Below are 20,484 nucleotides of genomic sequence, written 5' to 3'. Positions count from 1 at the left end.
CCTGAACAAGGCACTTGCGCTTTTCTATATTTCAATAGGTTTTTTATTTTCATCTAAGGTGAAACCTTCTCCGTGTACATCATGGACAACGGTGACCGAAACAAAAGCATGTGGGTCAACAGAGGTGATTAAATTTTTCAAACGTACAATCTCATTTTTAGCTACGACACAATATAACACTTCACGTTCTATTTTTGTAAAAGAGCCATAACCCTTAAGTACCGTAACGCCACGATCCATCTCATCCATAATTTTTTTCGCAATATCATCATTTCTATCAGAGACAATCATCGCACCTCTGGCCGTATACGCTCCTTCTTGAATAAAATCAATCACCCTCGCTCCGATAAATACTGCGACTAATGTATACATTGCCTCTTTATAATTCAGATAGGTAAGAACAGACGCCCCAATCACACATATGTCAAAGATAAACATAGTCCTTCCTATACTCCAACCTGCATATTTCTGGACAAGTCGTGCAATGATATCCACTCCACCTGTTGTACCACCATAACGAAAGATAATGCCTAATCCAATTCCAAGAAACACACCGGCAAATAGTGCAGCCAGTAATAGGTCATCCTTTAGAGGCATGTTGATAGAATAACGTTGGAAAATCCACAAAAATACAGATAGGCCGACTGTCCCAATAATAGTATAGATAAAAGCGTTCCTTCCAAGTAATTTCCAGCCGATGAAAAAGAGAGGGATATTTAAAATTAAGTTTGTATAAGATGGATCCCATTTAAACATGAAATAAAGAAGAAGGGTTATACCTGTAAAACCGCCTTCAGCAAGTTTATTTTGCATATTAAAATTGACCAGTCCAAAAGACATAATCGCTGTTCCAATTAGAATAAATAAAACATTTTTCATTTTAAGACCAAATATCACGATTTTTCCTCCTCTGCCAAATTTTCCCCATTCAGCGGTTTTTATTATAACGAATTCACAATAGAAGAGCAATTCTAAGCAGGAAAGTTTATACTTAGTATAAAAATATTTGTAAATCGAACTTATTTTAGCTAATGTATTTAGTAGATGTAATTCGCAGGAAGAGGTGAATGGGTGTGCCCGAAGGGAAATCTATCAAAGATCTGCAGACGGAAGTAGATACATACATAGGTCAATTTAAAGAGGGGTATTTTAGCCCTCTAGCGATGGTGGCTCGCCTGACAGAAGAGCTTGGTGAACTTGCTAGAGAAGTTAATCATTATTATGGTGAGAAGCCTAAGAAATCCAGCGAAACCGAAAAGGCGATTGAAGAGGAACTGGGAGACCTTCTTTTTGTCATCATTTGCCTGGCTAATTCATTGGATATTGACTTGGAACAGGCTCATGATTATGTCATGAATAAATTTAATACGAGAGACAAAGATCGCTGGACCAGGATAAAAAATAAAGATGAGGAGAGTAAGTGAATGAATAGTGTAAAAATTATTATAGCGGGACCCCGTGGAAGGATGGGGAGTGAGGCCGTCAAAATGGTAACGAATACTGAACATTTTGAACTAGTTGCAGTAGTTGATCATAAACACGATGGTCACATGTTAAGTGACATAGATGGTTTCCATTCAATTAAGAATGTCCCAATTTACTCAACAATCGAAAAGACCCTGCAAAGCGTTGAGTGTGATGTATTAATTGACCTAACTACACCTGAGGTAGGAATGCACCATGCCAGGACAGCGCTGCAATATAATGTGAGGCCAGTTGTAGGAACGACTGGGTTTACAAAAGCTGATTTAGAAGAGTTGGACAAGATATGTAAGGAAAAGAAGTTAGGTTGTATTATTGCTCCAAATTTTGCCCTTGGCGCAGTGCTAATGATGAAGTTCTCGCAAATGGCTGCAAAGTATTTTAATGATATTGAAATAATAGAACTTCATCATGATAGAAAATTGGATGCTCCATCAGGCACTGCTGTTAAAACAGCTGAAATGATGGCGGCTGTTAGGGAATTTAAAGAGCAGGGTCATCCGGATGAGAAAGAAACAATTAATGGAGCAAGAGGTGCAGAGTTTAACGGAATGCATATTCACTCCGTGAGACTCCCAGGACTAGTTGCACATCAACAGGTTTTATTTGGTTCAGATGGTCAAACATTATCGATTCGTCATGATTCCTATAATCGTGCCTCCTTTATGTCTGGTGTGAAGATAGCAGTAGAAACTGTAATGAAGCAAGATATTTTTGTTTATGGACTTGAAAATATTCTAGAATAGGAGCACTACAATGAATATAGCTTTAATAGCACACGATAATAAAAAAAATGACCTTGTACAATTTGCAACAGCATATCAAACAATCTTTTCAAAACATACACTTTTTGCAACTGGAACTACTGGGATGAGAATCCAAGAGGCAACTGGATTACCTATTACAAGATTCCAGTCTGGCCCGCTTGGGGGAGATCAAGAAATAGGTGCGATGATTGCAAAAAATAATATGGATGCGATTTTCTTCTTTCGTGATCCGCTGACTGCTCAACCACATGAACCCGACGTAACAGCACTCGTTCGTTTATGCGACGTGTACTCTATTCCTCTTGCAACAAATATGGGGACTGCTGAACTTTTGATAAGAGGTTTAGATGAAGGGTTCTTAGAGTGGAGAAATATTCTTCATAAAAACGGTGAAAGTCATGAGCGATAAGTCCTTACATATTCTAGCGTTTGGTGCCCATGCTGATGATGTTGAAATTGGCATGGGAGGCAGTATCGCGAAACTTGCAGCAAATGGAAAAAGGATAGGAATTTGTGATTTAACGGACGCAGATTTATCTTCAAATGGAACCATCGAATTAAGGAAACTGGAAGCAAAGAAAGCGGCTGAAATATTGGGTGTGACAGAGAGATTATCACTGGGAATACCAGACAGGGGTCTCCTTCTTAAGGAGGAATTTATTAGAGAAATTGCTTCCGTCATTAGACGATACCAGCCGCAAATTGTCTTTGCTCCCTATTTTGAAGATAGACATCCTGATCACGGGAACTGTGCCCGCCTTGTAGAAGAGGCGGTCTTTTCTGCTGGGATAAGAAAGTATTTAACAAAAAGTGATGAAGAACCTCATAAGGTTTCAAGTGTATATTTCTATATGATAAATGGCTTTCATAAGCCAGACTTCACCTTCGATATCTCAGAGACAATGGAGCAAAAAATAGCTGCTTTAAGGGCATATAAAAGCCAATTTGAACAAACAGAAAACAGTGTTGAAACACCACTTGTAAATGGTTATATAGAAACTGTAGAAGCAAGGGAAAGATTATTTGGTCAACAAGTTGGAGTAAAATTCGCAGAAGGTTTTAAATCAAAAGTGCCAATCCTCTTGTATCGTGACTTGATTGGAGATTAAAAATGAGGAAATTAAAAATAGGAATTACCTGTTATCCCACCGTTGGGGGCTCAGGAGTCGTAGCGACAGAATTGGGAAAAATGCTGGCTGAGAAGGGACATGAAATTCATTTTATCTCATCCAGCATTCCTTTTAGACTTAATCGAATTTATCATAATATTTTTTATCATCAAGTTGAAGTAAATCAATACTCTGTTTTTCAATATCCACCCTATGACATCGCTTTAGCTAGTAAAATGGCAGAGGTTGCAAACAGGGAGAAATTAGACATTCTTCATGTTCACTATGCGATTCCGCATGCCGTTTGTGCGATATTGGCAAAACAAATGTCCAACGTGGATGTAAAGATTGTCACCACCCTTCATGGGACAGACATCACGGTATTAGGCTATGATCCATCGCTAACAGAAGCCATCAAATTTGGCATCGAAAAATCAGATGTTGTAACAGCAGTTTCGAGGTCATTAATCGAGCAGACTTATGAACTAATTCAGCCAGATAAACAAATCGAAACCGTTTATAATTTTATTGACGAAAGAATTTATCAAAAAAGAGATGCAAATCATTTAAAGAAAGAATTTGGAATTAAAGATAACGAAAAGGTTGTTATCCATGTTTCGAATTTCCGACCTGTTAAACGAGTTCAGGATGTTGTAAAGACATTTGCCAAAATTTCAGCAGCAATGCCGGCTAAATTGCTGCTAGTAGGGGATGGTCCTGAAATGACACCAGTCTGCAGGTTAGTAAAAAAATTAGGTTTAACGGATAAAGTCCACCTGCTCGGAAAACAGGAAAATCTTGATGAATTGTATTCAATCAGTGACCTAAAGTTATTATTATCAGAAAAAGAAAGCTTTGGGCTGGTAGCTCTTGAGGCAATGGCCTGCGGCGTACCTTGTATTGGGACGAATGTTGGCGGAATGCCTGAAGTCATTCAGCATGGAGAGACAGGATACATCTGTCAATTAGGAGATATTGAAGATATCTCTACGAAGGCGATAAAAATATTAAATGACCCACATATACATCAGCAATTTGCTGCTAACGGAATTGCGGTGGTTAACACAAAATTTAGAGCCGAACAAATTGTCGCGCAATATGAACAATTGTATTTTAAGCTCTTAAATTAAGGGTGAATAGTATGAAAGAGTCTTTTATAGCAGCGGTACCAGTTTTAAGAAAACTGGAGAACGCCGGGTTTGAAGCTTATTTTGTCGGGGGTTCTGTGAGAGATTTCCTTTTAAATAAGGAGATAAATGACGTGGATATCGCTACCTCAGCAACTCCTGAGGAAGTAAAGCAAATATTTTCAAAAACTGTGGATATAGGGATTGAGCATGGAACTGTATTAGTTCTTTTTCAAGATCATTCATATGAAATCACTACATTTCGCAGTGAAACAGAATATGAGGATTTCCGCAGACCAAAAGAAGTAGCATTTATTAGAAATCTAACGGAGGACCTGCAGCGTAGAGATTTCACTATGAATGCCATTGCTATGGATAAAGACGGAAATCTTATTGACCCGTTTAACGGAGAAAATTCGATTAAGAACCAAATCATTCGAACAGTTGGAAAAGCAGTTGAGCGGTTTCAAGAGGATGCTTTAAGAATCATGCGTGCTGTGCGTTTTGTCAGTCAGTTATCCTTCAAAATTGAAAAGGAAACGCTAGATGCACTGATTTGTTTGGTACATCTACTCGAGAATATAGCGGTTGAGCGAAAACAAGCTGAGTTTGACAAATTACTTTGTGGTGTAGATCGGAAACAGGCATTAGAACTAATACTTCAAACGAATATTTATTCCTATTTACCAGGTTTATCGAACAAAGAAGACAACATTAAATTAATGTTTGAGTACAAGCTGGAAAAGTTAAACCGACGTGAAATGTGGTCATTGTTAATTTACTGTCTGAAAATTGATAAGAGTGGTATCGAGGAATTTCTCAGAGGCTGGCGAATCCCATTAAAGGAAATCAGGGAAATTCAGCTAATTCTTCATTACTTATATCAGAGATTCGAAACAAGCTGGTCCTTGTATAGTTTATATACTGCTGGCAAAGATGTTTTTGTTTCTTCGGAAACTCTCTACCTTGTTATAAAGGGTATTGAAGATCAAAATACGATTCCGCACTATTTACACTTGTACGAAGGACTGCCAATTAAAAAGCGATCAGAAATGGACGTGACAGGTAATGACTTGATGCGTTGGTTTAACAAACCCGGCGGACCATGGGTCAAGGAGCTCTTGTTTAAGGTTGAGCAAGCTATTATAGCTGGTAAAATAGTAAATAATAAAAAAATCATAAAGGAGTGGCTGATGGAGTGCAATCACAACTGAGGAAAGACTTGCTTGATGCCTTCACAAATGCCGGAGAAGCCTACTTATCAGGGCAGCGGATTGCAGAATTGATTGGCTGCTCTAGGACGGCTGTCTGGAAACATATTGAAGAGCTTCGTAAAGAAGGTTTCGAATTAGAAGCTGTACGACGAAAAGGATACCGGATTGTGAGAACACCCGAAAAGATAACTGCTGATGAATTAAGACTTGGACTAAAAACAAATTTCATCGGTAAAAACGTTCATTATGAGGAAAGCGTTGAATCCACTCAAAAAATAGCACACCGATTAGCTTATGATAATGCACCTGAAGGTACAGTTATTATCGCAGAAGAACAGGTATCAGGGCGTGGTAGAATGGATCGGAAATGGCACTCACCTAAGTATACGGGTGTTTGGATGAGTATAATTCTCAGGCCAAATATCCCACTGCCAAAGGCTCCTCAATTAACCCTGTTAGCAGCGGTCGCAATTGTCCAAGCAATTGAAGACCTTACCGATTTACTGCCGGAAATAAAATGGCCAAATGACATCCTTATAAGAGGGAAAAAGGTAACAGGTATACTAACAGAACTTGAAGCAGAAGCAGATCGTATCAATTCAGTCATTATCGGAATCGGAATCAATGTTAATCAAACAATAGAAGATTTCCCTAGTGAGCTGCAGGAGATAGCCACCTCACTTTTCGTTGAAAAAGGTGAAAAAGTATCCCGATCGGACCTAATCAAGCGTATCTTTATGAACCTGGAAAAATTGTATCTCCTATATTTAGAAGAAGGTTTTCTTCCCATAAAGCTTTTATGGGAAGGTTATGCCATAAGCATTGGCAGAAAAATAACAGCCCGTACCTTATCTAATTCTATTACCGGTACCGCACAAGGCATTACAGATGATGGAGTTTTAATAATGATAGACGACCATGGCAAAACACACCACGTTTACTCCGCGGATATAGAACTATAATGCATAGCAGGTATTATGGATGGCTGTGTTAACGTGAAATTATGATATTAGCACTCTGTTGATTTGCGCGGAAGGCACGAAGACTCCTCGAAAATGCTATCGCATTTTCTTCGTGCGTGGGCGGATTCAAGGAAGGAAATTCAAAGTCCTGCGGGAGGACGGGTCCGGGGAGACCCCACAGGCGCTGTAGCTAGACAGGCTCCCCGGACCGCCCGCGGAAAGCGAAGTGCCTCCGGACAGGCAGAGACCGCCTGTCCCTGCGAAGACTATTCTAAGGAGCATTCCTTAGTGGAGCGCGAATCAACAGAACAATTTAAAGCAGCCTACTGAAAAGATTATCTTGCGGTTTTCTGAATTTTTTCTTATAATTCAAATAATGGGCGGTATCGCTTTCGAGCTGCACCTGAAACTGCTTTTTACAATTAAAAAAGGTTTCTGCCTAGATCCGTAATACGGACCGGGACAGAGGGATAGAACATGTAAAAGAGTACCAAGATCCTCTGCCTTCAGATGGATCTTTTTATTTGCTCTTTTTTAGCCCCTCTTCCTACTAAAAAGGAGGGAATGTTGGTGAAGCAAAGTACAGATTTCTTGAAAATGAAAGAAAGCAAGGAAAAAATCGTCATGCTTACTGCTTATGATTACCCTTCTGCGAAACAGGCCGAGCAAGCAGGAGTGGATGTAATTTTAGTTGGAGACTCTCTTGGTATGGTGGTACTTGGATACGACTCTACAGTACCAGTGACGATGGAAGACATGATTCATCATACAAAAGCAGTGAAAAGAGGAGCTAAAAACACGTTTATTGTTGTTGATATGCCGTTCTTAAGCTATCATTTATCCGTTCGGGATACTTTACTGAACGCCGGCAGATTAATTCAAGAGACGGGTGCTCACGCCGTAAAGTTAGAGGGAGCAGATGAAGTAATTGACCAAATTGCAGCTCTTACACAGGCTGGTATTCCAGTTTGCGGCCATCTTGGATTAACCCCGCAGTCTGTTGGTGTATTGGGCGGTTATAAAGTTCAAGGAAAAGATGCTAAAGATGCAATGAAATTGCTGCATGACGCAAAAAAATGTGAGGAAGCGGGGGCATTCGCTATTGTACTAGAATGTGTACCAAAGCAGCTTGCTGAGGAAGTAGCTAAGAATGTAACCATTCCTATAATCGGTATTGGTGCAGGGGTGGATGTAGACGGACAGGTACTCGTCTATCACGATATCTTAGGGTATGGTGTGGAGAGGGTGCCTAAGTTTGTAAAGCAATATTACTCCCTAAATCCATTTATTATTGAATCCATTCAAACCTACGTAAAAGAAGTAAAGTTGGAGCAATTTCCAGAGGATAAGCACTCCTATACAATGAAAGAGAGAGAGCTCAGCGGGCTTTACGGAGGATTAAAATGAGAGTCATTACCACAATACAAGATATGCAAACTGAAATAATAAAACTGAAATCTCAATCCAAATCAATCGGATTTGTGCCAACCATGGGGTTTTTACATGAGGGTCATTTAACTTTATTAAAAAGAGCGAGAGAAGATAATGACGTTGTGGTGTTGAGTATCTTTGTAAATCCATTGCAATTTGGTCCGACAGAGGATTTTTCAGCCTACCCTAGAGATTTTGAGCGAGATCGATCCTTAGCAGAATGCGAAGGAGTAGACTTCCTTTTTTATCCTTCAGTAGAGGAAATGTATCCGCATTCTTCATCAGTTAGAGTGATCGTTCAGGAACGTACAGAGGTTTTATGTGGGAAATCTAGACCTGGCCATTTTGATGGCGTTGCTACTGTTTTAACAAATCTTTTTAATATTGTGCTGCCCAAAAGAGCTTATTTTGGCAAGAAGGATGCCCAACAAGTGGCTATTGTAGACGGGCTAATCACGGATTTCAACTTTCCGATACAATTAATTCCTGTAGATATTGTTCGTGAAGAAGATGGCCTTGCCAAAAGCTCTCGCAACGTTAATTTATTGCCAGATGAGAGACGTCAAGCTGCAACTCTATATAAAAGCTTAGCCGCAGCTAAGGAGATCATAGATGCTGGGGAACGGAACCCTCGGACAATAAAGAATTTAATTTCAGACATGATTACTTTAGAAACCGATGGACAAATTGATTATGCAGAAATCTATTCGTATCCTCAGTTAAATGCATTGGACAATCTAGAGGGTACCTGCATCATTGCGATTGCAGTTAAATTTTCAAAGGTTCGCTTAATAGATAACATCATCCTAGAGGTCAGCAAGGAAATTGGGGGAGTAAAATAATGTTTCGCCATATGATGAATGGAAAAATCCACCGTGCTACGGTAACGGAAGCAAATCTAAATTATGTTGGCAGTATTACGATAGATGAAGATTTACTAGATGCCGTTGGTATGGTTGCAAATGAAAAGGTTCAAATTGTTAATAACAATAATGGTGCCAGACTTGAAACGTATATTATCCCAGGTGAGAGAGGCAGTGGTGTCATTTGTTTAAATGGTGCCGCAGCACGGCTTGTGCAAAAAGGGGATATTGTGATTATCATCTCCTATTGCTTAGTAGCGGATGAAAAGGTCAAAAGCCATCAGCCTAAGGTTGCCATTATGGATGAACATAACAGAATAAAAGAACTAATTTATGCTGAACCAGCATTAACGATTATGTAATGAAATCCCTGTTAGCCGGGGATTTTTTCTTTTTTTATGATAATTTTATATACTATAACGTGAGGTTTTCTTTTTCTTTTAGCTTTTTTGTGATACCGTTTTAATGAAGGTTTGAGGTGTTATATAGAATGATAAATAAATTTGTTGTGGTGGATTTAGAAACTACAGGAAATAACCCTAAAAAAGGGGATAAAATAATCCAATTTGCTGCTGTGGTTATTGAAGACGGGAAAATCACGGAAAGCTTCTCATCTTTAGTCAATCCCCAAAGGCCAATCCCAGCTTTTATTGAAGAATTAACAGGCTTAGAGGATAACATGGTAAAAGATGCACCATTATTTACAGAAATAGCCCCAAAGGTTAACGAGTTATTAGAAGGTGCTTATTTCGTTGCTCATAATGTTTTATTTGATTTGTCCTTTTTGCAGGAAGAATTAATTCAAGCAGGATTTGAAGGCTTCTATGGGTCAGTCTTAGATACGGTTGAAATGGCGAGAATCATATTCCCTACTGCCGATGGCTATAAGTTGTCAGATCTGGCGGTTAGAGAGGACCTGCAACATGATCGCCCTCACCAAGCTGATAGTGATGCTCAAGTAACGGCAGAGCTTTTTCTAATTCTTGTAAATCGGTTATCTCAATTACCTGAATTGACTCTGCGTCAGCTTTCGCAGCTTTCAGGAGGGCTAAAAAGCGATTTGCAACAATTGATAGATGAAATTATTTTAGAATTAGACCAGATAAGTGTGAGTTGGCAGGAATCGCTTGAAATATGCAATCATACTTTTGCATTGAAAAAACCTCTCAGCATTTCAATGTTAACAAACAGGCAGTATCAGGAAGATGACCAATATCCATCCAGTGAAGATGAAAAAGTCGTAATGGTCAAAAAGGCTTTTACTAACTTCGAAAAGAGAATAGGTCAATTTCAAATGATGGACGGGGTTTACCGTAGTTTCCATTCAGGGAAACATACTCTGATAGAAGCTGGAACAGGTGTTGGAAAATCTCTAGGATACCTGCTTCCGGTTGCTTATTTCTCAAAGCAGAATAAGCAGCCAATTGTAGTGAGTACACATACGATTCAGCTTCAAGAGCAAATTATTTACAAAGAAATCCCTTTATTAGCAAAAATCCTTCCTTTTGAAATAAAGTGCGTTTTGCTAAAAGGGAGAAATCATTATATTAGCTTGGAGAAATTTGCACTGTCCTTGTTAGAGGAAAATGACAATTACGATACCACGTTAACTAAAATGCAAATTCTCGTTTGGCTGACAGAAACCAATACAGGCGATCGAGATGAGTTAAATCTCTCAAGCGGAGGCAATATTTTTTGGAATAAAATTAAAAATGAACAAACCATTTTTTCGATGAATAAAATTTGGCAGGAGAAAGATTTTTATTTACGGGCCCAAAGCGAAGCACAGAGTGCGGACATCATTATTACCAATCATTCATTGTTATTAAGTAATCTTTCATCGGAAACATCCATATTGCCTAATTTTGATTATGCCGTCATTGACGAAGGACATCATTTCGAGAAGGTGGCAAGTCAATACTTTGGCCGTTCATTAGACTACTTAACAACTCGCCTGCTTCTAAGTCAATTTGGGCAATATGAGCAACGCATGCTATATTATGAGCTCGAAATGATCCTTGATTCTTTAAAAACTGCCAGGGAAGAAGTACTAGAGACAGGAAAAATAAATCAACTTGCCGCTGATCTTTCCTATGAGATGGACGAGTTTTTTAAACTGACTGCCCTATATGCAAAAACAAATTCTGCAGAAAGAAGGGGCATAAACCGAGCGAAGGTACGTTTCACACATAACGATGGCGGTAAAGAAAGAAATGCGCTGGTCCATAGTGCCGAGCGTTTCGCCTTTCTTTTGAAAGACCTCCAAACAGCGATAACACATTGTTTAGAGCTGATAAAGAAAAGTAATGGAGCACTAACGAGTAAGCAAAAAGGAAAACTGGAGGAAATTATATCCTTTAGAAATGAACTAGAGGAACTGAGATTGACCGTGCAAGATTGCTTTATTAAAAAGTCCGATGATGTTAAGTGGATAGAAATAGACTTCCGTTCACAACAGAATGTAACGACCTTCTATGCCCAGCCTGCGTTTGTATCAGCTTCGCTAAAAGAGAGGTTTTTTAACATTAAAAGGGGAGTTGTGTTAACTTCGGCCACTCTAACTGTTAATCATTCATTTGATTACGTTATAAACGAAATCGGACTTGTGAAAGACAACACTTTGACAATGGTCATCCCGTCTCCTTTCGATTATAAAAATCAGGTTCAGCTTTTAATTCCTGATGATTTGCCAGAAGTAAATGCAACAAGTCTAGAAGATTACGTGATTGCCATTACCGAGCATATTATAACAATTGCTGAAGCAACAAAAGGAAGAATGTTGATTCTCTTCACGGCTCACGACATGTTAAAGAAAACCTATGAGCTTATTAAAGAAAGTGGATTCCTCAATGACTTTGCGATGATTGCTCAAGGGATTACCAGTGGCAGCCGATCAAGACTAACTAGGAATTTCCAAAGGTATGATAAAGCCATTTTGCTGGGAACAAGCAGCTTCTGGGAAGGTGTAGATATCCCTGGAGAGGATTTATCCTGCTTGGTAATTGTCAGGTTGCCATTTAGTCCGCCTGACGAACCCCTGACAGAAGCAAAGTGTCAAGTAATCAAACAAAGGGGTGGTAATGCCTTTACGGAGTATTCATTACCAGAAGCGATTCTCAGATTTAAACAGGGCTTTGGACGTTTAATTCGTACTGAAAAAGATCGTGGAATTATGTTGGTTTTTGATAAGAGGATTACTACTACGAAATACGGTAAGGCTTTTCTAAAATCTATACCAGATGTACCGATGAAAAAGGGAAATATCGATGAGCTGGTAGAAATAATATACAAATGGTTATAATGAAATTTGGAAAAATTACACATCCTAATAATATGGGAGGTATGTGTATGAAATGGTTATTACTTATGGCAGCAATCTTTTTTCAGTTCTCTTCGATTGCAAGTGCCTCTTCTTTTGAATATGGTAATGTTGAAAGTATCGACTTAAATTTGAACGACCATGAGATTGCTGTTACTTTTTTGGGTTTAGGTGATGGTGAGGCTACCCTTATTCAAGGCTCTAATGGAGAAAATATCTTGGTTAATATGGGTGGAGAAGAAACAGGCGAGGACTTAAGTGAAATACTGAAAACATACGGTGTTAAAGAAGTTTCAACACTAATCATTACAAATCGTCAAAATCTGTTTGTTGACCAACTCACTCAAATCATATCAAAATATAACGTAAAGAAATTGATTTCAACACCTGAGATAACAAACGAATTAAAAAATAAGAAGGAGTCCTTTCCCGAAGTAGAAGTTATATCATGGAACGAGGGCACAACTCAAGACCTATTTCCCGATTTATCCGCCGAGGTTCTATTTGCCGGAAATGGTGAGAATGAAGGAATTGATTTTACGCTGAAGTTTTTTAAACATCGGATTTTTTTAATGACTTCCTCTAGTGATTATGTAGAAGAAAATTTATTAAAGAAAACTTTAGATGACGTTACAATTTTTAAAGTACCGAACTGGGCTATAGAAGATTCGCTATCGGAGAAATTGATTCAATATGTGAATCCGCAAATATCGATTCTGTTTGAGTCAGAGCAGCATCAGCCTGACCCTGATATTATCTATGATTTGCAGGATACATGGTCAGAAGTCTTTTTTACCAAAAAGCATGGGACGATAACAATAAAATTTACTGAAAATAACTATGAAGTATTCACCTTTCCTGTAGAAAAGGAAGACTATAGCTGATATTATTGCTTTAGAGAGATAAAGGAGGAATACTATGGAATCAAAAATAGAAGTCCTCTCGACTGTAAAGCTTCAGCATAGTCCGGACTTATACAAAATTGTTGATGCCCTTAACCGAACATTAAAACAACAGGACCTAATGTTCGGCTTGGCACTCGACAAAAAAGATCAAAGTAAAGCTATCTTTACTATTTATCGTACATAAAGATGTAAAGCGGAGGAAACTGTCCAACTTTGACGGATTGAAACGTCCGAAAAGGTAGGAGCCGTAGCTGGAAGAAGTGGAGTACAATGAAAAAAATAATTTTATTTCTAGTTTTATTTATTGCTGTTTGTGTAGGGTTTTTTGTTAAGGTATATGCAAGCGCCCAAGAGCCGCTCAATGTGGCAGAAGAAAAAGCTGTCTCCTTGGCAAAGGAAAAGGTCGAGTTAAGTGAAGTAGAGGACTTCCATATTTACCACGGAACAGAAACCGTAAGTGTTCTTGAGGGGAAAAATAAAAAAGGCGAAAATATTATCGTATGGATTCCTGAGAAGAGCAAGAAAGTAATTTGGGATAAACGGAAAAATGGAATTTCAAAAGAGGATGCAGTGCAAAGACTTTTGGAAGAGAAAAGTCCAAAAAAGATTATTTCTGTAAAATTAGGAATGGAAAATAGTATCCCATTATGGGAAATATACTATCGTTCTGAAAATAATTTAATAAATTATTATTATGTTGATTTTAAAACAGGTGAATGGCTAAAAAAAATCGAAAATTTATAGCTTCATTGGAGCAGGAGGAGAAGGAAATGGCAGTTAAATTAGCAAATAGGGTACTATCACTAACACCGTCAACCACATTAGCAATTACAGCAAAGGCAAAAGAACTAAAGGATCAAGGGGTGGATGTGATTGGTTTAGGTGCTGGTGAACCCGATTATAACACTCCACAGCATATTTTAGATGCTGCAACAAGGTCTATGAATGAAGGGCATACAAAGTACACTCCTTCAGCAGGCTTACCAGCATTAAAGAAAGCCATTATTGAAAAATTTGAAAGAGACCAAGGTCTTTCCTATAAACTAAATGAAATCATCGTAGGAAACGGTGCGAAACATGTGTTATATACGCTTTTTCAAGTGCTCTTAAATGAAGGTGATGAGGTTATTATCCCGACACCTTATTGGGTAAGCTATCCTGAGCAAGTTAAATTAGCGGGCGGCGTTCCTGTATACGTAGATGGATTAGAGTCACAAAGTTTTAAGATTACACCTGAACAGTTAGGTTCGGTCATTTCGGAAAGAACGAGAGCAGTTATTATCAACTCGCCAAGTAATCCGACAGGTGTTATTTATACAGCGGAGGAACTGCAGGAGTTAGGTAAATTATGCCTCGAAAAAAATATATTAATCGTTTCGGATGAGATTTATGAAAAGCTTATATATGGTGAAAATAAACATGTATCGATTGCGCAGCTATCTCCAGAATTAAAGGAACAGACCATTGTGATTAATGGAGTTTCGAAATCACACTCTATGACAGGATGGCGTATCGGCTATGCTGCAGGCAATAGGGAGATTATCGAGGCGATGACCAATCTTGCGAGTCATAGTACCTCTAATCCTACGACAACTGCACAGTATGCCTCTATTGCAGCCTATAATGGTCCTCAGGAGCCAGTAGAGGAAATGCGGCAGGCATTTGAACATCGGTTAGAAGTGATTTATAATCAATTAGTTTCAATCCCCGGTTTTACCTGTGTAAAGCCTCAAGGAGCTTTTTACTTATATCCAAATGTTAAGGAAGCAGCTGAAATAACAGGATATCCGGATGTTGATGCATTCGTTGAAGCATTATTAGTAGAGGCTAAGGTAGCGGTGATTCCAGGCTCTGGGTTCGGTACTCCAGACAATATCCGTCTGTCCTATGCAACCTCACTAGATTTACTAGAGAAAGCTGTAGCAAGAATGAAGGAATTTGTTGAATCAAAACGTCAAGATTAAAAATATTGGATGACCTGAAAAAGTCTGCTTCTGCAGGCTTTTTACTTTTATTATAAAATCTGGTTATTCCAATCCTCTTACTAGAGAGAGGTTGTTCATGTTATACTAATCAAGAGGTGTCTTATAGATGAAAACAAATATATTATCATGGCTTCAGGAAGGTAATATAACAGTTCCCGCTGTATTATTTTCTGAGTACCGAAATATGAATCTTAATGAATATGAACTTGTTCTTTTATTAAATATTATTACCTTTATAGAAAAGGGAAATGACTTCCCTACCCCAGAAGAGCTTTCCTTACGTATGACGATTAACGTTTCGGAATGCAACGATATTCTGCGAAGATTAATCCAAAAAGGGTTTATTGAAATCATAGATGAATACTCTCAAGATGGAATCAGGTTTGAAAAATACTCCGTTCAACCTTTATGGGAACGACTTGTTGAACAATTTTTAATGAAAAATAAACAGATAGAAGAAGTTACCAAGAAGGCAGACGAAAGCGATCTTTACACGTGTTTTGAGAAGGAATTTGGCCGTCCTCTATCCCCGTTTGAATGTGAATCGTTAGCTATGTGGATGGATGATGACCATCATGATTCCATTATCATAAAGGCAGCACTTAGAGAATCGGTCATGTCAGGAAAGTTAAATTTCCGGTATATTGACAGGATTCTTTTTGAATGGAAAAAGAATGGGATAAAAACGATTGAACAGGCTAAAAATCATGGACGAAAGTTTCGCCAAAAGCAAACACCAAATAGACCTGCTCAAGATACTCAAGCCTCTACAACTACTTCTGTGCCATTTTACAATTGGCTGGAGCAATAAGTATACAGAACGAGAGGAAAATTCCTCTCGTTTGTTTCCATTTTATTTACTAATATATTAATACTCATGGCAGGTGACTTTCTTTGTTAAACAATACACAAATACGTTTTTGTCTAGATAAAATGGACGAAATGTTCCCTGATGCACATTGTGAACTAGTACATTCAAATCCATTTGAGCTGGTCATTGCTGTGGCATTGTCTGCTCAATGTACGGATGTCCTTGTCAATAAGGTGACCAAGGAATTATTTAAAAAGTACAAAACTCCTGAAGATTATTTAAGTGTACCAATAGAGGAACTGCAAAATGATATACGCTCGATCGGACTCTACAGAAACAAAGCAAAAAATATCCAAAGTTTGTGCCGATTACTTTTGGATGAATACGATGGTGAAGTCCCGCGTGATCGTGATGAATTAACAAAACTTCCTGGTGTTGGCAGAAAAACGGCAAATGTTGTTGTATCGGTAGCATTTAATATTCCTGCTATCGCGGTGGATACACATGTCGAGAGGGTAAGTAAGCGCCTTGGAATATGCCGCTGGAAGGATTCCGTATTAGAAGTTGAAAAGACATTAATGAAAAAAGTACCCAAGGACGAGTGGTCTGTTACTCATCATAGATTGATTTTCTTCGGAAGGTATCATTGCAAAGCACAAAATCCACAATGTCCTAGCTGTCCATTATTAGAGCTTTGCAGGGAAGGTAAAAAGAGAATGAAAGCGAGGGAAATAGTGAATGGATAAACTAATCATCCCTTATCTAGAGGAACTGGAATTAGAAGCTTCGGAAGTGAATATTTCTTTCTTAATATCGAAATGGGACGGAGTAAAATCTGACCTTGAAACTCTTTATCGTAATCGAGATCAACAAGCCACACTTCAATTAATGAAGAAAGGGATTATCTATTTTATTCAATTTTTATATTGGTCAAATGGTAGACAAGTTAATTCAAAGGAACCTATTCCTTTCAATCAATTTGAGATCAAACCGGTTAATTTCGAAGAAAGATTAACATATATACTTTCTAGGCCTAACTTATTTCATTCATACCGCCAGCTCTCCGAGTTGTTTATAGAGCAAGAAAAACTATTGGCTAAAAAAAATATCGTAAAAAAGCGTCTAAGCCAAAAGGGCTAGACGCTTTTTTGTTAGCGGAGTTTTATCCTCCATTACCATTACCGTTTCCGTTGCCATTACCGTTGCTATTCCCTGGCTCTGTAGTTACAGGTTCATCACTACCGGTACCGTCACCTTCGTCATTACCATTACCAGTACCATTACCATTTCCGGTACCGTTACCATCATCCGATTCTTCCTGTTGAGGCAAAGGTATTTGGACAGAGGTTGTTGCTGGATCACTTCTCTTACCGTCTATAATAGCTGTGATTGTAATGCTATACGTTGTGCCCGGTGTTGGATTCTGAAGTGTAACCACTCTTTCTGTAACAGTTGATGTGTTTGGTTCAATGCCATCAGAAACTGTTATTTCAAATTGAACATTAGCATTATCTTGTTTGTTGTAATCCCATGTTAGGGTCACATTATTTTTTCCTGCATCATAGACTGCTTGTGGATTGCTAGGTGCAGCAATCTTGTTGAATTTCTCTGAGACCGTTTTTGGTGCATGACCTTTCACGGCATACTCTGTAATGACCTCACTGTTCGGAGTAAATTCGCTTGCTAATGCAGGTGGTTTAGAACCTTTTTCAATTCTAACCTTTTGCACGCTGTCAGGAACAGAGAAGTCAGGTGTCTTGATATCTTTAGATACATATTCCATGAGATTCTTAAAGATTAATTGTGCGATTTTTTGGTCCGCTCCTGGTTGAATAGGTGTTTTAATACTGGAATAACCCGTCCAAACAGCCGCAGTGTAGTTGGTTGTGTACCCTGCAAACCATGCATCGGGAACAACCTTGCTGCTAGTAATATTCCATTTTTTCATATCAGCTTCTGAATAGTTAGTGGTACCTGTTTTCCCTGCAATTGGAAGTCCTGGAACCTTTGCTGCTGTACCAGTACCTGGAGAAACAAGAACGCTCTTTAACATATCTGTAATCATGAAAGCAGTAGAATCCTTCATGACAACTTTTGATTCTGGTGCAGTGTCAAGAACTGTCCCATCTCGAAGGACAATTTTTTTGACTGCATAAGGTTTAGTATACATTCCGTTATTTCCAAAAGCACTATAGGCTCCGGCCATTTGGAGAGGAGATACTCCTACTGTTTTGTCTCCAAAGCCGCCGATGGCATAGGATTCATAAATTTCTTTTAATGGAATGCCCAGGTTAATAGCAAATTCTTTAGCCTTTTCTAAACCAACCTGCTGAAGAGCTTGGACGGCAGGAGTATTTCTGGAATACTGCAGGGCAGTACGCATAGATATTGCTCCCATATATTTGTTATCCCAGTTGCCAAATTCTTGGCCAGTGGAATATTTAATCGGTTTATCCTCAATTGTCTGATAGGTACCCCAATTAAGGTATTCTATAGCAGGGGCGTAATCGAGAACTGGTTTAATGGTCGAACCGGGCTGCCGCTGCGTGTCAATCGCGTAGTTAAACCCACGGCTGACTTCTTGGTTACGTCCGCCGCCAATTGCACGGATTTCACCTGTTTTTGTGTCAATGAGAGCTATCCCTGCCTGAAATTCAGCATCAGGATAGTTGATAACTTCATCAGTATTAAGTATGGTATTTACTTGCAATTGTGCACTTTGATCAAGGGTTGTATGAATGGTTAACCCATCTGAGAAGATATCAAAGTCACCTTGCTCCTCTACTTCATCTATAACCGCATCAACAAATGAATCAAACGGCTTCTCATCTCTTACTCTTTCCTCTTCTTTTACTAATGAGGCTGTTACAGGCACACTTTTTGCTTCTTCTAATTGCTCTTTAGTGATATATCCATGCTGTTCCATTAACATTAAAACAATATTACGTCTCTTTTCTGCTAAATCAGGGTGATCAAATGGATTGTAATTATTTGGGCTTTGCGGCATTCCAGCCAGCTGTGCGGCTTCTGGAAGGGTAAGCTCACTTAATGGTTTTCCATAAAAGATCTTTGAAGCCGTCGCAAGACCATGGCTATTTTCAGATACAAAGACTTTGTTCACATACATTTCAAAAATTTGGTGCTTTGTATATTTTTGTTCAAGCTGATAGGCCATCCATGCTTCCTGGACTTTACGCTTGATGGTTTTTTCAGGTGTCAAAAATGAATTTTTAATAACCTGCTGTGTAATCGTACTTGCGCCTTCAGAACCAAATCCTTCACGGAAATTGGCAACAACCGCACCTGCCAAGCGGATGGGATCCAAACCATGGTGTTTATAAAATCGAACATCCTCCACTGCTAAAACGGCATCTTCAACAAGTTTTGGTATATCCTTGTAGTTTACGTATTCACGATTTACCGAACCAACTTCTGCAATCAGCTCGCCATCTTTATCTAAAACTTTAGAAGAGATGGGGTCTTTTAATAATTTTGGATCAAGTTTAGGAGTATCCTTTACTAAATAAGCAAAAGTTCCAACGCCAGCCAAAATACCAATAATTCCAAGTGCTACAAGAACTAGAAGAATTTTTTTAACGATACCGCTAGGTTTTTTCTTCGCTTTTTGTTTTCCTTTGGACTGTTGGAGTTTTTTACGGCGCTCCTCTCTCGATTCTGCCATGATAAATTTCCTTCCTTTCATACATCAACCATTTTCACTAAATCTAAAAATGAAAAAGTTTATCTATTATTTTAATATAGTCAATTCTTGGTTGAAATCCAAGAGGAATTAGTATTCCAATTTGCTCGATTTCTTCCTTTGTAATCGACTTTCTTCCCCCATTTTTCATTCTATCCCAAAAGGACAACAAGTGTTTGGCCTGCATAAAAAAAACTTGTTCCTTCTTTGAAAATCGAAGAATAACAAAACAGATACCACCTTGCGAAACCACTTCTTGCATATGATCGATTTGATGCTGGTGAAAATTTTTCAAGGGAAACGAGGTTGGATTTGCCGTTTCCTTTGCCTCAAAATCGATGTATTTACCTTTATATACTCCGTTATAGTCAGTTGTCGAAGCTTGTTTGAAATATGCTTCCTTAATGACAGCAGCACTTCTTTTAGGATAATCCACTTGAACAATTTGAACGGGTGTAGGTTTTTTATGAATAACAGCAATATTTCTTTCTCGGTAATACTCATTCGTTTCGTTCAAATCATCTTCAAGGGTCATGCCTCTATTACTATAGGAGTGATTATTTTTTTTCTTTACATTGGTTTCTGTTTCGGTTCCTTTTGGAATATACCTTTTACCGTTTGGATAATTAAAATTCATGATAAGCACCTCTCAAGCTATTACTTATCATATCAAATCTCTGTTGTTATGGGGTGTATAAAATTTTCTGGTAAACACACGCTAATAAAAATAATGTACCTTGACTCTGGGGAAAAAGCATGATTCTTTTTTCATAAATCATCCATTCTTAGAAACTATCTTTTTTGAAAGT

Annotated in this window: 21 protein-coding genes; 18 read left to right on the top strand and 3 right to left on the bottom strand. The window is 38.4% G+C overall.

Annotation, left to right across the window (positions count from 1 at the left end; genetic code table 11):
* Positions 1 to 24: 24 nt before the first annotated feature.
* Entirely contained in the window at positions 25 to 897 is an 873-nt protein-coding gene (locus F4694_RS07305) for a YitT family protein (RefSeq protein WP_179596377.1), read from the bottom strand.
* A gap of 170 nt (positions 898 to 1,067) precedes the next feature.
* On the opposite strand from F4694_RS07305, the gene F4694_RS07300 reads away from it, so the two are divergent.
* The 18 genes from F4694_RS07300 to F4694_RS07215 all read left to right on the top strand — a co-directional run bounded on the left by F4694_RS07300 (position 1,068) and on the right by F4694_RS07215 (position 17,115).
* Positions 1,068 to 1,424 carry a nucleotide pyrophosphohydrolase gene (locus F4694_RS07300; protein ID WP_179596375.1) on the top strand — a complete coding sequence of 119 codons (357 nt, stop codon included), beginning with the start codon at positions 1,068 to 1,070 and terminating at the stop codon, positions 1,422 to 1,424.
* Positions 1,425 to 2,228: a 4-hydroxy-tetrahydrodipicolinate reductase gene (gene dapB, locus F4694_RS07295; protein WP_179596373.1), complete on the top strand. Its 804-nt coding sequence runs from the start codon at positions 1,425 to 1,427 to the stop codon at positions 2,226 to 2,228.
* Positions 2,229 to 2,238: 10 nt separating this feature from the next.
* The gene (gene mgsA / locus F4694_RS07290; protein WP_179596371.1) at positions 2,239 to 2,658 is read left to right on the top strand and encodes a methylglyoxal synthase; all 420 of its coding nucleotides are present in this window, start codon (positions 2,239 to 2,241) and stop codon (positions 2,656 to 2,658) included.
* Positions 2,648 to 3,358 carry a bacillithiol biosynthesis deacetylase BshB1 gene (gene bshB1, locus F4694_RS07285; RefSeq protein WP_179596369.1) on the top strand — a complete coding sequence of 237 codons (711 nt, stop codon included), beginning with the start codon at positions 2,648 to 2,650 and terminating at the stop codon, positions 3,356 to 3,358. Before mgsA ends, bshB1 begins: the two co-directional genes overlap by 11 nt.
* Before the next feature lie 2 nt (positions 3,359 to 3,360).
* Positions 3,361 to 4,488, top strand: a complete 1,128-nt coding sequence (gene bshA / locus F4694_RS07280) for an N-acetyl-alpha-D-glucosaminyl L-malate synthase BshA (protein ID WP_179596367.1) — start codon at positions 3,361 to 3,363, stop codon at positions 4,486 to 4,488.
* Positions 4,489 to 4,499: 11 nt separating this feature from the next.
* Positions 4,500 to 5,699 carry a CCA tRNA nucleotidyltransferase gene (locus F4694_RS07275; RefSeq protein WP_179596365.1) on the top strand — a complete coding sequence of 400 codons (1,200 nt, stop codon included), beginning with the start codon at positions 4,500 to 4,502 and terminating at the stop codon, positions 5,697 to 5,699.
* The gene (locus tag F4694_RS07270; RefSeq protein WP_179596362.1) at positions 5,684 to 6,661 is read left to right on the top strand and encodes a biotin--[acetyl-CoA-carboxylase] ligase; all 978 of its coding nucleotides are present in this window, start codon (positions 5,684 to 5,686) and stop codon (positions 6,659 to 6,661) included. Before F4694_RS07275 ends, F4694_RS07270 begins: the two co-directional genes overlap by 16 nt.
* Before the next feature lie 570 nt (positions 6,662 to 7,231).
* The gene (gene panB, locus F4694_RS07265; RefSeq protein WP_179596360.1) at positions 7,232 to 8,068 is read left to right on the top strand and encodes a 3-methyl-2-oxobutanoate hydroxymethyltransferase; all 837 of its coding nucleotides are present in this window, start codon (positions 7,232 to 7,234) and stop codon (positions 8,066 to 8,068) included.
* A complete protein-coding gene (gene panC, locus F4694_RS07260) occupies positions 8,065 to 8,934 on the top strand; it encodes a pantoate--beta-alanine ligase (RefSeq protein WP_179596358.1) in 870 nt (289 codons plus the stop codon). Before panB ends, panC begins: the two co-directional genes overlap by 4 nt.
* The gene (gene panD, locus F4694_RS07255) at positions 8,934 to 9,317 is read left to right on the top strand and encodes an aspartate 1-decarboxylase (RefSeq protein ID WP_179596356.1); all 384 of its coding nucleotides are present in this window, start codon (positions 8,934 to 8,936) and stop codon (positions 9,315 to 9,317) included. The genes panC and panD overlap by 1 nt, the downstream gene beginning before the upstream one ends.
* Before the next feature lie 128 nt (positions 9,318 to 9,445).
* Positions 9,446 to 12,256 (top strand): ATP-dependent DNA helicase DinG, encoded by a 2,811-nt coding sequence (gene dinG, locus F4694_RS07250; RefSeq protein WP_179596354.1) that lies wholly within the window; start codon positions 9,446 to 9,448, stop codon positions 12,254 to 12,256.
* A 47-nt stretch (positions 12,257 to 12,303) separates the two neighbouring features.
* Positions 12,304 to 13,158, top strand: coding sequence for a ComEC/Rec2 family competence protein (locus tag F4694_RS07245; protein WP_179596352.1), 855 nt, complete (start codon positions 12,304 to 12,306; stop codon positions 13,156 to 13,158).
* Positions 13,159 to 13,192: 34 nt separating this feature from the next.
* Complete coding sequence (locus tag F4694_RS07240) at positions 13,193 to 13,363, top strand: YpmA family protein (RefSeq protein ID WP_179596350.1); 171 nt, start codon at positions 13,193 to 13,195, stop codon at positions 13,361 to 13,363.
* Positions 13,364 to 13,449: 86 nt separating this feature from the next.
* The gene (locus tag F4694_RS07235) at positions 13,450 to 13,923 is read left to right on the top strand and encodes a cell wall elongation regulator TseB-like domain-containing protein (protein WP_179596348.1); all 474 of its coding nucleotides are present in this window, start codon (positions 13,450 to 13,452) and stop codon (positions 13,921 to 13,923) included.
* A gap of 26 nt (positions 13,924 to 13,949) precedes the next feature.
* Positions 13,950 to 15,143, top strand: coding sequence for a pyridoxal phosphate-dependent aminotransferase (locus tag F4694_RS07230; RefSeq protein ID WP_179596346.1), 1,194 nt, complete (start codon positions 13,950 to 13,952; stop codon positions 15,141 to 15,143).
* Positions 15,144 to 15,270: 127 nt separating this feature from the next.
* Positions 15,271 to 15,975, top strand: a complete 705-nt coding sequence (locus F4694_RS07225; protein WP_179596344.1) for a DnaD domain-containing protein — start codon at positions 15,271 to 15,273, stop codon at positions 15,973 to 15,975.
* Between the two features lie 83 nt (positions 15,976 to 16,058).
* The gene (gene nth, locus F4694_RS07220) at positions 16,059 to 16,721 is read left to right on the top strand and encodes an endonuclease III (RefSeq protein ID WP_179596342.1); all 663 of its coding nucleotides are present in this window, start codon (positions 16,059 to 16,061) and stop codon (positions 16,719 to 16,721) included.
* A complete protein-coding gene (locus tag F4694_RS07215; RefSeq protein WP_179596340.1) occupies positions 16,714 to 17,115 on the top strand; it encodes a YpoC family protein in 402 nt (133 codons plus the stop codon). The genes nth and F4694_RS07215 overlap by 8 nt, the downstream gene beginning before the upstream one ends.
* 22 nt (positions 17,116 to 17,137) lie before the next feature.
* On the opposite strand, the gene F4694_RS07210 is transcribed toward F4694_RS07215, so the two are convergent.
* Positions 17,138 to 19,657: a penicillin-binding protein 1A gene (locus tag F4694_RS07210; RefSeq protein ID WP_179596338.1), complete on the bottom strand. Its 2,520-nt coding sequence runs from the start codon at positions 19,655 to 19,657 to the stop codon at positions 17,138 to 17,140.
* 43 nt (positions 19,658 to 19,700) lie between these two features.
* On the bottom strand, positions 19,701 to 20,312 hold the full coding sequence (recU, locus tag F4694_RS07205) for a Holliday junction resolvase RecU (RefSeq protein WP_179596336.1): 612 nt from the start codon (positions 20,310 to 20,312) through the stop codon (positions 19,701 to 19,703).
* Between the last annotated feature and the right edge of the window lie 172 nt (positions 20,313 to 20,484).

This window comes from Neobacillus driksii (assembly GCF_013409995.1).
Classification (GTDB): domain Bacteria; phylum Bacillota; class Bacilli; order Bacillales; family Cytobacillaceae; genus Neobacillus; species Neobacillus driksii.
Note: the sequence above shows the minus strand (reverse complement) of the source record. Positions and strands in the feature narration are given on the sequence as shown.

Excerpts from the sequence above, each read along its gene's own strand:
- F4694_RS07300 (WP_179596375.1), top strand. The coding sequence starts at position 1,068 with ATGGGTGTGCCCGAAGGGAAATCTATCAAAGATCTGCAGACGGAAGTA.
- bshA (WP_179596367.1), top strand. The coding sequence starts at position 3,361 with ATGAGGAAATTAAAAATAGGAATTACCTGTTATCCCACCGTTGGGGGC.
- F4694_RS07230 (WP_179596346.1), top strand. The coding sequence starts at position 13,950 with ATGGCAGTTAAATTAGCAAATAGGGTACTATCACTAACACCGTCAACC.
- recU (WP_179596336.1), bottom strand. The coding sequence starts at position 20,312 with ATGAATTTTAATTATCCAAACGGTAAAAGGTATATTCCAAAAGGAACC.
- F4694_RS07215 (WP_179596340.1), top strand. The coding sequence starts at position 16,714 with ATGGATAAACTAATCATCCCTTATCTAGAGGAACTGGAATTAGAAGCT.
- F4694_RS07235 (WP_179596348.1), top strand. The coding sequence starts at position 13,450 with ATGAAAAAAATAATTTTATTTCTAGTTTTATTTATTGCTGTTTGTGTA.
- F4694_RS07245 (WP_179596352.1), top strand. The coding sequence starts at position 12,304 with ATGAAATGGTTATTACTTATGGCAGCAATCTTTTTTCAGTTCTCTTCG.
- F4694_RS07225 (WP_179596344.1), top strand. The coding sequence starts at position 15,271 with ATGAAAACAAATATATTATCATGGCTTCAGGAAGGTAATATAACAGTT.
- dinG (WP_179596354.1), top strand. The coding sequence starts at position 9,446 with ATGATAAATAAATTTGTTGTGGTGGATTTAGAAACTACAGGAAATAAC.
- dapB (WP_179596373.1), top strand. The coding sequence starts at position 1,425 with ATGAATAGTGTAAAAATTATTATAGCGGGACCCCGTGGAAGGATGGGG.
- bshB1 (WP_179596369.1), top strand. The coding sequence starts at position 2,648 with ATGAGCGATAAGTCCTTACATATTCTAGCGTTTGGTGCCCATGCTGAT.
- mgsA (WP_179596371.1), top strand. The coding sequence starts at position 2,239 with ATGAATATAGCTTTAATAGCACACGATAATAAAAAAAATGACCTTGTA.
- F4694_RS07240 (WP_179596350.1), top strand. The coding sequence starts at position 13,193 with ATGGAATCAAAAATAGAAGTCCTCTCGACTGTAAAGCTTCAGCATAGT.
- F4694_RS07275 (WP_179596365.1), top strand. The coding sequence starts at position 4,500 with ATGAAAGAGTCTTTTATAGCAGCGGTACCAGTTTTAAGAAAACTGGAG.
- panD (WP_179596356.1), top strand. The coding sequence starts at position 8,934 with ATGTTTCGCCATATGATGAATGGAAAAATCCACCGTGCTACGGTAACG.
- panC (WP_179596358.1), top strand. The coding sequence starts at position 8,065 with ATGAGAGTCATTACCACAATACAAGATATGCAAACTGAAATAATAAAA.
- F4694_RS07210 (WP_179596338.1), bottom strand. The coding sequence starts at position 19,657 with ATGGCAGAATCGAGAGAGGAGCGCCGTAAAAAACTCCAACAGTCCAAA.